Origin of the sequence: Streptomyces sp. ActVer (assembly GCF_027270795.1) — a bacterium.
Lineage (GTDB): Bacteria > Actinomycetota > Actinomycetes > Streptomycetales > Streptomycetaceae > Streptomyces > Streptomyces umbrinus_A.
The window spans coordinates 1-11,184 of record NZ_JAPWHT010000346.1 but is presented as its reverse complement, the minus strand read 5'-3'; the positions used below and the strand labels follow the sequence as shown (position 1 = coordinate 11,184).

13 protein-coding genes are annotated in these 11,184 nt (G+C 70.2%); 4 read left to right on the top strand and 9 right to left on the bottom strand.

The window, feature by feature from the left end; all coding sequences use genetic code 11:
* Positions 1-589, bottom strand: a 589-nt coding sequence (locus tag O3Q52_RS38555) for a cytochrome P450 (protein WP_269653246.1), incomplete at its 3' end; no start/stop codon positions are given.
* A 192-nt stretch (positions 590-781) separates the two neighbouring features.
* Between O3Q52_RS38555 and O3Q52_RS38550 the strand changes: the two genes are divergently transcribed.
* The gene (locus O3Q52_RS38550) at positions 782-1,249 is read left to right on the top strand and encodes an SRPBCC family protein (protein ID WP_269653245.1); all 468 of its coding nucleotides are present in this window, start codon (positions 782-784) and stop codon (positions 1,247-1,249) included.
* Between the two features lie 734 nt (positions 1,250-1,983).
* On the opposite strand, the gene O3Q52_RS38545 is transcribed toward O3Q52_RS38550, so the two are convergent.
* From O3Q52_RS38545 to O3Q52_RS38530, 4 genes are all read right to left on the bottom strand, one after another.
* The gene (locus O3Q52_RS38545; protein WP_269653244.1) at positions 1,984-2,391 is read right to left on the bottom strand and encodes an LLM class flavin-dependent oxidoreductase; all 408 of its coding nucleotides are present in this window, start codon (positions 2,389-2,391) and stop codon (positions 1,984-1,986) included.
* 10 nt (positions 2,392-2,401) lie between these two features.
* Positions 2,402-3,208, bottom strand: coding sequence for a serine/threonine-protein kinase (locus tag O3Q52_RS38540; protein WP_269653243.1), 807 nt, complete (start codon positions 3,206-3,208; stop codon positions 2,402-2,404).
* A gap of 198 nt (positions 3,209-3,406) precedes the next feature.
* Positions 3,407-5,065, bottom strand: coding sequence for a serine/threonine-protein kinase (locus O3Q52_RS38535; protein WP_269653242.1), 1,659 nt, complete (start codon positions 5,063-5,065; stop codon positions 3,407-3,409).
* A gap of 145 nt (positions 5,066-5,210) precedes the next feature.
* Positions 5,211-5,816 (bottom strand): TetR family transcriptional regulator, encoded by a 606-nt coding sequence (locus O3Q52_RS38530; RefSeq protein WP_269653241.1) that lies wholly within the window; start codon positions 5,814-5,816, stop codon positions 5,211-5,213.
* Positions 5,817-5,958: 142 nt separating this feature from the next.
* On the opposite strand from O3Q52_RS38530, the gene O3Q52_RS38525 reads away from it, so the two are divergent.
* Positions 5,959-6,645 (top strand): SDR family NAD(P)-dependent oxidoreductase, encoded by a 687-nt coding sequence (locus O3Q52_RS38525; RefSeq protein ID WP_269653240.1) that lies wholly within the window; start codon positions 5,959-5,961, stop codon positions 6,643-6,645.
* A 27-nt stretch (positions 6,646-6,672) separates the two neighbouring features.
* On the opposite strand, the gene O3Q52_RS38520 is transcribed toward O3Q52_RS38525, so the two are convergent.
* Positions 6,673-7,257, bottom strand: coding sequence for a VOC family protein (locus O3Q52_RS38520; protein WP_269653239.1), 585 nt, complete (start codon positions 7,255-7,257; stop codon positions 6,673-6,675).
* Positions 7,258-7,335: 78 nt separating this feature from the next.
* Between O3Q52_RS38520 and O3Q52_RS38515 the strand changes: the two genes are divergently transcribed.
* The gene (locus tag O3Q52_RS38515; RefSeq protein WP_269653238.1) at positions 7,336-7,617 is read left to right on the top strand and encodes a DUF3040 domain-containing protein; all 282 of its coding nucleotides are present in this window, start codon (positions 7,336-7,338) and stop codon (positions 7,615-7,617) included.
* Positions 7,618-7,708: 91 nt separating this feature from the next.
* On the opposite strand, the gene O3Q52_RS38510 is transcribed toward O3Q52_RS38515, so the two are convergent.
* From O3Q52_RS38510 to O3Q52_RS38500, 3 genes are all read right to left on the bottom strand, one after another.
* Positions 7,709-8,044: a YnfA family protein gene (locus O3Q52_RS38510; RefSeq protein WP_269653237.1), complete on the bottom strand. Its 336-nt coding sequence runs from the start codon at positions 8,042-8,044 to the stop codon at positions 7,709-7,711.
* A gap of 218 nt (positions 8,045-8,262) precedes the next feature.
* Entirely contained in the window at positions 8,263-9,504 is a 1,242-nt protein-coding gene (locus O3Q52_RS38505) for a cation:proton antiporter (protein ID WP_269653236.1), read from the bottom strand.
* 4 nt (positions 9,505-9,508) lie between these two features.
* Positions 9,509-9,979, bottom strand: coding sequence for a cation:proton antiporter regulatory subunit (locus O3Q52_RS38500; RefSeq protein ID WP_055616632.1), 471 nt, complete (start codon positions 9,977-9,979; stop codon positions 9,509-9,511).
* 291 nt (positions 9,980-10,270) lie between these two features.
* On the opposite strand from O3Q52_RS38500, the gene O3Q52_RS38495 reads away from it, so the two are divergent.
* Positions 10,271-11,184, top strand: a 914-nt coding sequence (locus O3Q52_RS38495) for a sensor histidine kinase (RefSeq protein ID WP_269653235.1), incomplete at its 3' end; no start/stop codon positions are given.

Sequence of the window (11,184 nt, the reverse complement as noted above, 5' to 3'; positions counted from 1 at the left end):
TATCGGCGGGCAGAGTCGGCAGGGCGGCCCCCACGTTTTCCACGGCGGCCAGTTCGCGCTCGGTCTCGTCATCGAGGGCGTGCCCGGTGAGGGAGCGCCAGATGGAGTCCAGGGCGAAGCGGCGCATCTCCTGGCCGACATCGAAGGGCTGCCCGGTCCGGGCGTACCCGTCCCAGCGTCCGGCGGTGGTCCGGGCGGCATCGGTGATCCGCTGTTCGTAGCGGCGCATCCCGGTACCGGTGAACTGGGACTGCAGCAAACGGCGTTGCTGTTTCCACGCCGCACCGGTGGCGGCCAGGACACCGTCGCCGATCAGTACACGGGCACGGTGGGAGCGCTTGACGTACCGCTCCGGGTGCCGGGCGAGTACGTGCTGGACCGCTTGCGGGTCGGTGACCAGAACGGTGGGGGCCGGCCCGAGGCGGAACGCGGCGACGCCGCCGAACTGCTCGCGCACCTGGGACAGCAACTCGACCAGTTCGCCTCCGCCCGAATGCCACTGCTTCACCAGCTCAGGCTCGGCTTCGGGGACCGGCCGCCCCGTTCCGGGGGCGTTCGAAGGGGAGCCGAGACCGGCTTCAGCGTCCATGTTTCCTCTCCTGGTCAACCGCCGGGCTCGGCCGCAACGAAGCGCCGACGCCAAGGCGGACTGTACGGGAGCCGACACGTCGCGTGACAGTCCAGCTTGGCGCGGCCTCCGTCGCCCGAACGGTATCCGGCACGGCCCGGACACCGTCGCCCCGCGCCGCGCGCGGAACCCCCTTCGCCCTAGACTCGGACCATGGACAGGACCGACCGCGCCAGCCGGATGATCGCGGCACCACCGGCGGCTGTCTACGACGCCCTCATGGACCGGGAGTCGCTGGAAGCCTGGTTGCCGCCGGACGGCATGCGCGGGCGGGTCGAGTGGTGGGATCCCCGGCCCGGTGGCGGGTTCCGGATGGTTCTCACCTACCTCGACCCCACCGACAGTCCCGGCAAGACCTCGGACGCGACGGATGTCGTCGACGTGGGGTTCGCCGAACTGGTGCCACCGGAACGCGTGGTGCAGCGGGCGGTGTTCGAGGCCGACGACCCGTCGTTCGCGGGAACCATGACGATGACCTGGCAGCTCGCTGCCGCCGGTGACGGAACCGAGGTGACCGTCACCGCCACGGATGTGCCGCCCGGCATCGACCAGGCGGACCACGAAACCGGGATCGCCTCCTCGCTGGCCAACCTGGCGTCGTACCTCGAAGGGGCCGGCTGACTCAGGTCGGCTGCGACCGGGCCCGGCAACGTCGACGGCAGGAGGTGGTCCCGCTTCCGGCCTGGACCAGTCGGACGGGCGCAGGTTGCTCTGGAGATCGCCCGCGCCCGTGATGATCGAGGTGTAGAGCCCGGAGCAGGCATTGAACTTCTCGGTGGTGGCGGCATCGACCGTGGTCTCGGGCACTGTGGCGCACAACTGGGTGAAGTCCTGGTCGTATTGCTCGTTGATGGCGGTGGTGCCGTCCAGTGTCGCCTGGTAGCGGTCCTTGTCGGGACGAGCCTCCACCTCTTTGCGCAACCGCTCGGTGATCGCGTACACGGCCGCCGCATGGGTCTCGCAGGCACTGCCCACGCCTGCCGTGCAGCCGTCGGGCTTCGCGTTCACCGCCTCGCTGATCCTGTCGTGCGACTTCGCCTCCAACCTCAGGGATTCGCCGCCCTGTTCGTCGGTGGAGCCTCCACAGCCCGTGGTCGCGGCCATGACCCCGCAGACCAGCAGCGGTATCAGCGGCCGAAGCCCCGTACCGGCTCGCATCGCGCCCCCTGCCGTCGTGTCCTGCCCGCCTGGGCCGGGCGGAGGGCCGAGAGCGTGGCGCAACCGTGCCGAACCGGTCCGGAGTGATCGGGCGGACCTCGACGACGGCACCGTCTGGCCGACCGCCTACGCCCCGCCGAACCGAACGATCCCCCGGCGGCGACACTGGCTGCGACAGGGGGATCGGTGCAGCGTCGTCAGCCCTTGTCGACCAGGGCGATCAGTTCGGTGGCGACGGCCAGGGACTCGTCGACGCTGTGGACGGCGTACATGGAGTCGACCATGAAGTGGTCGATGCCGGTGCGCTCGTGGACGGTCTTGATGGTGTCGGCGACCTGCTGGGTCGAGGTGCCCGCATCGATGTTGACCCGCAGGACGGCATCGATCGCGGACGGGTCCCGGCCGGCCTCCCGGGCCCACAGTTCGATGGCCGCCCGCTGGTTCACCAGCCCGTCGACGTCCACGTAACTCGGCACCACGACCAGCGGCAGCCAGCCGTCACCGCGCTCGGCGACCCGGCGCAGGGCGCGCTCGGACATGGCGCCGAGGTAGAAGGGCGGACGGGGACGCCGGGCGGGCTTGAGGGGGGAGTGGTGCAGGGGCACCGAAATCAGCTCACCGCCGTACTGGGCCGACCTCCGCCGCGGTGGGCCGCGCGTCCGGCCCCTTCGAGAGGCAGCGGGTCAAGAAGGCGGTCCACTCCCTGTCCGGTACGCCGACGAGGTCCGGGTTCTCGTGCAGCGTCCGGTACACGATCTGCGGTGCCGTACCCCCGCCGTGCGGATTGCGGCCCGTCGCCGCCAGCGCGAGCAGTGCCCCGAGCGCGAACACATCACAGGAGGCGGCGGGTTCGGTGGCGTACGTGATCTGCTCCGGAGCCATGAAGCCGACGGAGCCGAGCATGTCTCCGCTCCCCGTCAGGGCCTCGTCCGAGGGGCCCGAGGCAGGCCCGTCACCGAGCGCCTTCGCGATACCGAAGTCGATGACGCGCGGGCCCTGGCCGGTGACCAGGACGTTCGCCGGCTTCAGGTCGCGGTGCACCAGTCCCGCCGTGTGGATCGCGGTGAGTGCCTCGGCGAGAGCGGCACCGAGCGAGGCGAGGTCGCCGGCTGCCAGTGGCCCGTACCCGGCCACGGCCTCCGACAGAGTGGGGCCCGCGCAGTACTCGACGGCCAGCCACGGCAGCGGGGCCTGCGGCTCCGCTTCGAGCACGGCCGCCGTGAACGGGCCGGTCATGGCGCGCACCGCCTGCACCTCACGCCGCAGCCGCTCCCGGAACAGCGGCTCGGCGGCGAGGTGCGCATGCATCACCTTGACCACGACAAGCCGCCCCGACCCCGAACGCGCCAGATACGCCCTGCCCATGCCACCCGCCCCGAGCAGCGCGAGCGTCCGGTACTCCCCGAACTCGAACCGGCCCATCGGCCCCCCTGCCTGTACGCCCCGTGCGCCGATGATCCATGCGACGCCTGTACGGCTCCAGAGGCTCCCGGGAACCCGAAACGCTCAACGGACGGCTCCGGCGGCGGGCAAGGCCGACTGAGCGGCCGCTCCGAGGCCGGCATCGGAAGCGGACGCGTCAGAGGTGACTGCCCCACCGGACGAACAGGGTGGGGTCGTTCATCGCGCCGCGGGGCGGAAGGATGTCAAAAAGGTGTTGAGGGCCTGCTGGTTGGCGGGAGTGTTCCAGTCGTCGGCAGGGGTCGTCCACCTGATGGAGTAGCCGAGGTTGGTGTCGACGAGCAGCGCGCGGGCGAGCGTGCGTGTGCGCTCGGGGTCGCCGTCGGCGAACCATTCCAGATCGGCTGCCCGTCCACCGGAACCGTCCACGCCCCGGATGTCGCCGATGCGGTCGAAACCGGGGGTGAGGCGCCGCAGTTGGGGCTCGAAGTCGCGCCAGACGGTGACGGGGTCGGATGAGGGGACGCTGCCGAAGGTGATCCTCAGTGCGCGGGGGTCGCCCGTGGCGCCGAACGTGACACTGAAGGCGTTGTCCGGCCGCCCGGTGTCCTTGATGCGCCGCCAGTCCGAGGGCAGTTGGACCGAGAACCCTTCCGGCGCGTCGTAGCGCTTGGTGGCCGGCGGTGCCGTCTTCTCGGCGGAAGCCGTGGGGGAGGGGGTGGCGGGCTTGCCCGGGTCCGATGCGTCGGCCGAAGCGCTGCCGGTCGGTTCCGCGGAGGGACGAGCAGGGGTGGAAGCCGCGGGAGGCGGCGCGGCCGCGGGACCGGATGCGGTGGGTACGGGGCCGGAGGCGTCGGGTGCGTCCGAGGCCGGTCTGCTGTTCACGGCGAGCACGACCGGGATGGCCACGACGGCCAGCGCGGAACCGACGATGGCGAGGACGATGGGCCGCTTCCTGTGCCAAGTCCGTTCCGTTCCTTGCGCGTTCCCGTAAGCTCCGCGCAGCCTGAACATGTGCGACTGCTGGGCCGAGTCCTCGCTGACCATGCGGCTCAGTGCCTGGCGCAGTACCGGTTCGGTGAGCCGTTCGTTCGGGTTCTCGCGGAGCAGCCCGTGAATGGTCTGGCGCAGCCGGCCTGTGTGGACGTCGTCCCCCGACGATCTTTCCCCCTCTCCCTGGGCCCCCTCTCCCACATACACCTGCGCGAAGGTCGAACTGCCTTCGCCACGCCCCTGGTTCGGAGCCGGCGGCCGACCCTCGGTCATGGTGTGCAGCAGCGCCCCCAGGGCCCACAGATCCGTCGAGGGATCGATCGCCTCACCACGGATCTGTTCCGGAGAAGCGTACGAAGGTGCGGTCGCCCTCAAGGACCGGGTCGCTCCGGTCAGTCCGAACCCCGTGACCACGACCCCGCCGTCCGCCTTGACGAAGACCTGGTCGGGACCGAGGTCGCCGTGCGTGACGCCAAGTCGGTGCGCGGCCGCGAGCACATCGAGGATCTGCAGGCCGATGTGGACCGCCCGGGGCTGGTTGAACGGCCCACGCCGGTCGAGGAGTTCGCTCAGGGACCGGCCCTCGATCGGTTCCATGACGGTCCACAGGCGGCCGTCCTGCTCGGTGACATCGAGGACGGTGGCCACCTGGCCGGGGGCGGCGGCCTCCAGATCCGCGGTCTCCCGCAGCACCCGGGCTGTGGTCTGGCGGGACGTCTCCTCGCGCAGGACGGTGGGCAGCCGTGCTTCCGCCAAGAACACCAATCGGCCGGACGCCATGTCCTGGCCGTGCCAGCCGACTCGGAATTCCTCTCGGTGCACGATCTGGAGCGGTCGATACCTCCCGGCGATCAACTCATTTGTGGAGGCCTGCGCTTCTGCCATGCTGATCCTTCACTGCGCCCGTGGTTTGCACCTTGGCCATGAGTACGAAGGCAATGCCGGTGAGTGTTCAATCAGGCGTGATCGCGCTTTCCGGCGGTGCGGCACGTCGAGGCTCCGAGGCCGGACCGTATTTCCCCAACTGGCCTCAGGCGAAAAGGATTTGGCGCAGGACGCGGCTCAGATGAACGCGCAGTTCGTCCGCGGACATTTCGGCGAGCCTGCCCACCTTGACGATGTAGCGGGTGAAGGTGACGCCGATCAGTTGCGCGGCGAGCATCCCGATGCGGACGTCCATGTCATCGCCGGTGAGCGCCTCGCGGTAGGCCGACTCGCTGTGGCCCTGCATGGCGGTGTAGAGATTCGCCGCGGCGGTCTCGTTGGTGGCGGCACTGCGCAGGAGCGCGACGAACGGGTCGCCTGAGGGGTTGCTCTCCATACGCTCGACGAAGCCGGCGGCGATCCGCTCGGGGAGCGTTTCGCGGTCACCGGCGACGATGTCGGTCAGGTCGCGAGTCCCGGGTACCGCCGCCAGGAAAAGGCGCTCCTTCGAGGTGAAGTGCAGCATGACCAGGCCGTGCGTGACACCGGCCCGGCGGGCGATGTCACGAATCGTCGCCCGTGCGTAGCCCCGTTCGGTGAAGGCCTCGCGGGCGGCTTCCAGGATGGCTGCGCGGCTCGCCTCCGGATCGCGTCGACGGCCGGTGGCCGATGCCCGCGCCGGAGCCTTGTCGGGGCGTGAGGTTGTTGGCACGCCCTTACTGTACGCGCGTACAGAACAGCCTCGCGAGGGCCGTTCGATGCGGTACTGTCCAATCGGTCATTAGTGGAGTCGGGCCGCGCCAGCAGGCGCACGTCACTCTCAAGCCCGTCCAGAACGTGAAGGGGACTTCCGTATGAGTACGTCCATCGTCATCGGCGGCAGCGGCGGACTCGGCCGCGCCATCGCCCAGCGATTCGCCGACCGTGGTGACTCCGTCGTCGTCACCAGCCGGGACAAGGCACGGGCCGAGACGACGGCGGAGGAAATAGGAAACAGGGTCCGGGGCATGGCGCTCGACCTGTCCCAACCCGACACGATCGCGCACGCCCTCGGCGGCATCACCGAAGTCGACCAGCTGGTCGTCACGGCCATGGATCCCGTTCCGAACTCCCTGGCCGACTTCGATCTCACCGACGCCGTCCGCGTCGTCACCATCAAACTGGTCGGATACGCCGAAACGGTCCGCGCGCTGCGCGACCGCTTCAACCCGGCCGCTTCAGTCGTCCTCTTCGGCGGTCTGGCGAGGGAACGTCCTTACCCCGGTTCGACGATGGTGACCACGTTCAACGCCGGTCTGACCGGCCTGGTCAAGACCCTGGCCGCCGAGATCGCCCCGCACCGGGTCAACGCCCTGCACCCCGGCGTGATCGGAGACAGTCCCAAATGGCGTGACGTCACGGACCACCCGCACCTCCGCCGCACACCCACCGGACGACTTGTCACCATGGCCGAGATCGCCGACGCCACCGACTTCCTCCTACGTAACGCAGGCATGAACGCTCACGATCTGAACGTCGACGGCGGCATGCTGATCACCTGACAGAAAGCGGCTCATCGCATGGCGGCGTCAGTGTGCGGCGCCGCCGAAGCCGAACTCGTTGCCGTCCGGGTCGTGGTGGGTGATCTTGCACATGCCTTCTGCGTAGGTCTCGCGGGCAGTGGGCTCCAGTCCCCGATCAAAGATCTGCGCGACACGGGTGTCGAGGTCGTCGACCAGGATGGTGTGCACGGCGTTTCCGGCCCGACCGGGCCGCTGCGCGATGTATACGTACCGGTGTTCCGCCAGTTCCCATACGGCTTCCGTGTCGTGCGGGAAGAACGTCGGCGGGGTGCCGAGGAGTCGCTCGTACCAGGGCAGTGCCGCCGTGCAGTCGTTGACGGGGATGCCTGCGAAGAGGCCGAGGGGCCTGCCGTCATGGTAGGTGCGGCGCCTCCGGTGCCCGTGGATACCGCGCTGCCAAGGAGACGAGGATGGGTGCCGTCCCCGATGCGCGGGCGTGGCGGGCTGGGTGAGGGTGAAGTAACGGGGCGCCGCCCGCGAGCGTGGCTTGGCGCGACGCCCCTCCGAGGCCGGGGGCTGGACGTGACTGTCATGGCTGACAGTGGCGAAGCGGGTCGGCGGACGACCGTACCGGCTGATGGCGGTGCTCATTGTGGCGACGGCGTTCCGGTACGTGTGGCCATGGTACTTCGCCCTCGCTTGGCCCAACTGCTGTGGAAGGAGCGGAACATGCCGCAATCCGACGACGAAAGGATCGCCGACCTGGAAGCGCGGCTGCGGCTCGACGATCCCCGCTTCGCCCATGGCTTCGGCCGGGGACGTCCCCGCCGCCCGCGCGAATACCGCCGAGGCAGGGCCTGGCTGGCGATGGCACTCGCGCTCACGGCTGTGGTCGTCGGCGCTGTTCTCCCGCACGGGCTGCTGCTCGCGGCCGGGCTGGTCGCGGCGGCCTGCGCGGTGAACCTGTTCGACACGTCCCGCCGACGCCACCTCCGGCCGCCCCGGTCATGAGTCGGACCGGGTCCGGGGATGTTCCTCTTACTCCGCCGTGGCACTTCGGGCATGGCCGTCCGTCAAACCGGCGATCGCGAGGCGACGGCGCTCAGTGGCTGCGGGGCGCGTACATGATCACGGCCATCCCGGCGAGGCACACCAGCGCGCCGATGACGTCGTACCGGTCGGGCCGGTAGTCGTCGGCGACCATGCCCCAGGCGATCGACCCGGCGACGAAGATTCCGCCGTACGCGGCGAGGATGCGTCCGAAGTTGTCGTCGGACTGGAAGGTGGCCACCACGCCGTAGAGACCGAGGGCGATGACACCGGCGCCGATCCAGATCCAGCCCTTGTGTTCGCGGATGCCCTGCCAGACCAGCCAGGCCCCGCCGATCTCGAACAGGGCGGCCACGACGAACAGGGCAACGGAACGCGCAACGGTCATGATCGGTGAGCTTACCGACGCGGTGTGCGGGTGAGGGGGGTGCGTTGTCGGGTGCGGGCCCGGTGGGGGCTGGTCGCGCAGTTCCCCGCGCCCCTCAAAGGCAAGGGCTACCGCCCCCTGAAGACAAAGGCCGGGCGCAGCCCCGGCCTTTGTCTTCAGGGCGCGGGGAACTGCGCGATCGGCCCCCACCGGGCCGCGGGTGTCCGTCAACCAGGTGGTTACTTCTCGGTGGGCGCGTCGGGGCTTGGGACGAAGTCCCGGTCCTGGCGCGCCTCAATCCCCGGCGCCGCGGGCTCACGGCGGCGCCGGCCGGTGAGGCGGGTGGCGACCGGTTCGGTGAAGCGGGCGGTGAGGGGGCCGATGATGACCAGGATCAGGACGTAGGCCGTGGCCAGGGGTCCGAGTCTTGGTTCGATGCCGGAGGTGACGGCGAGTCCGGCGATGACGATGGAGAACTCGCCGCGGGCGACGAGGGTGCCGCCGGCCCGCCAGCGGCCCTTGGCGGAGATCCCGGCCCGCTTCGCGGCCCAGTACCCGGTGGTGATCTTCGTGGCGGCCGTGACGACGGCCAGGGCGAGGGCGGGGAGCAGGATGGGCGGGATGCTGGCGGGGTCGGTGTGCAGGCCGAAGAAGACGAAGAACACGGCGGCGAACAGGTCGCGCAGGGGGGAGAGCAGGCCGTGGGCGCCCTCGGCGACCTCACCGGACAGGGCGATGCCCACCAGGAAGGCGCCGACGGCGGCGGAGACCTGCAGTTGCTGGGCGACGCCGGCGACCAGCAGGGTCAGGCCGAGCACCACCAGCAGGAGTTTTTCGGGGTCGTCGCTGGAGACGAAGCGGGAGATGTGGCGTCCGTAGCGGACCGCGACGACCAGGACGAGGCCGGCGACACCCAGGGCGATGGCGAGGGTGGCGCTGCCCGCGGCGAGGCCGGCGCCGGCCAGCAGGGCGGTGATGATGGGCAGGTAGACGGCCATGGAGAGGTCTTCGAGGACCAGGATGCTGAGGATGACCGGGGTTTCGCGGTTGCCGAGGCGGCCGAGGTCGCCCAGGACCTTGGCGATGACGCCGGAGGAGGAGATCCAGGTGACGCCGGCCAGGACGACGGCGGCGACCGGGCCCCAGCCCAGCAGGAGGGCCATCGCGGCGCCGGGCAGGGCGTTCAGGGCGGCGTCCACCAGGCCTGCCGGGTACTGGGTCTTGAGGTTGGAGACCAGGTCGGTGGCGGTGTATTCGAGGCCGAGCATGAGCAGCAGCAGGATGACGCCGATCTCGGCGCCGATCGCGACGAACTCCTCGCTGGTGCCCAGTGGCAGCAGCCCACCCTCGCCGAACGCGAGCCCGGCCAGCAGGTAGAGGGGTATGGGCGAGAACTGGAACCGTCCGGCGAACCGGCCCAGCAGTCCCAGGCCCAGGATGATCGCACCGAACTCGATCAGGAAAATGGCGGAGGAATGCACCGGGTCACTCCCGCCCGAGTATCGCGGCGGCTGCCTCCACACCCTCGCGGGTGCCGATCACGATCAGGATGTCGCCGCCGGCCAGGCGGAAGTCCGGAGCGGGGGAGGGGATCGCCTGCGCCCGCCGCAGAACGGCCACGATCGACGCTCCGGTGTCGGTGCGCATCCGGGTGTCACCGAGGACGCGGCCGTTCCAGTACGAGACCGACGACAGCTCGATCCGCTCGGCCACCAGGCCGAGGTCGGTGGTGGAGAGCAGGTTCGGGCTGTGGTGTGAGGGCGCCAGCGCGTCGATCAGCGAGGCGGTCTCCGGCTCCGTCAGACGCAGCGACTGGGCGCAGGCGTCCGGGTCGTCGGTCCGGTAGACGTTCACCGTGCGGGCGCCGTCCCGGTGCGCGATCACCGACAGGTGGCGTTGCTCCCTTGTGGTGAGGTCGTACTGGACACCGATCCCCGGCAAGGGTGTGGTGCTCATTCGCCCGGCAGGCACAACCCCTCCCCCCTCTTCATCGATCCTTGTGACAGCAGTGCGGCCACGGCGGATTCAGCGAGGTGATCCGGCGCGGCGGGGACTCATGGTGCCACCTGCGAACAGCCTGGGGATATGGGTGTCAGCCCGGATGGACACGGCGTCCCCACAGGGGGCAGGGTGAGGCGGGGGCAGTGGATCCCGTCGCAGGCCGGAGCCCTCGACAGGGCCGTTCGGCGGCGGCAGGCGACAGTGGAGGTGAGCGGTCAGCGGTCACCGGGAAAGGAGCACAAGTCCATGTCGCTGTACTGGCGGATCTTCGTCCTCAACGCGGCCGTGCTCGTCGTCGCGGTCCTGCTGCTCCTGGGACCAGTCACCGTTTCCACCCCGGTGCTGTTCGGCGAGGCACTCGTCCTGCTCGTCGGGCTGATCGTGATGGTGATCGCGAACGCCGTACTGCTGCGCATCGCACTGGCTCCGCTTGCGCGGCTGAACCGTGCCATGGCCACTGTCGACCTCCTCAAGCCCGGCAGCCGCACGACCGCCACCGGCCCCGGCGAGATCGCCGAACTCACCACAAGCTTCAACGCCATGCTCGCCCGGCTGGAGGCCGAACGCGCCACCAGTTCCGGCAGGGCCCTGTCCGCGCAGGAAGCCGAGCGCCAGCGTCTCGCCAGGGAGCTGCACGACGAGGTCGGACAGACCCTCACCGCCGTCCTGCTCCAGCTCAAGCACGCGGCGGACCGCGCACCCCGGCCCGTACGCGATGATCTGCAGCAGGCGCAGGAGACCACCCGCGCCGGACTGGACGAGATCCGGCGTATCGCCCGACGCCTGCGCCCCGGAGTCCTGGAGGAACTCGGTCTCCACAGTGCCCTGCGGGCCCTGACGGCCGAGTTCACCACCTCCCGCCTGAGCGCGACCGCGCACATCACTCCCGGGCTGCCCCGCCTCGACCCGGCCACCGAACTCGTCCTCTACCGCGTCGCCCAGGAAGGGCTCACCAACACCGCTCGCCATACCCAGGTCACCCGGGTCGAGGTCCATCTGCGGGCCCTGCCGGATGCCCGGGTGGGGCTGCTTGTCCGTGACAACGGCCAAGGGATCGGGGCCGCACCCGAGGGAGCCGGCATCAGCGGCATGCGCGAACGCGCCCTCCTCATCGGCGCCGAGTTCCGGATCGGCCAGGGCCCCCACGACGGCACCGGGGT

Coding starts and splice junctions, on each gene's coding strand:
- O3Q52_RS38515 (WP_269653238.1), top strand. CDS start 7,336: ATGCCGCAATCCGACGACGAAAGGATCGCCGACCTGGAAGCGCGGCTG.
- O3Q52_RS38540 (WP_269653243.1), bottom strand. CDS start 3,208: ATGGGCCGGTTCGAGTTCGGGGAGTACCGGACGCTCGCGCTGCTCGGG.
- O3Q52_RS38535 (WP_269653242.1), bottom strand. CDS start 5,065: ATGGCAGAAGCGCAGGCCTCCACAAATGAGTTGATCGCCGGGAGGTAT.
- O3Q52_RS38550 (WP_269653245.1), top strand. CDS start 782: ATGGACAGGACCGACCGCGCCAGCCGGATGATCGCGGCACCACCGGCG.
- O3Q52_RS38500 (WP_055616632.1), bottom strand. CDS start 9,979: ATGAGCACCACACCCTTGCCGGGGATCGGTGTCCAGTACGACCTCACC.
- O3Q52_RS38510 (WP_269653237.1), bottom strand. CDS start 8,044: ATGACCGTTGCGCGTTCCGTTGCCCTGTTCGTCGTGGCCGCCCTGTTC.
- O3Q52_RS38520 (WP_269653239.1), bottom strand. CDS start 7,257: ATGAGCACCGCCATCAGCCGGTACGGTCGTCCGCCGACCCGCTTCGCC.
- O3Q52_RS38525 (WP_269653240.1), top strand. CDS start 5,959: ATGAGTACGTCCATCGTCATCGGCGGCAGCGGCGGACTCGGCCGCGCC.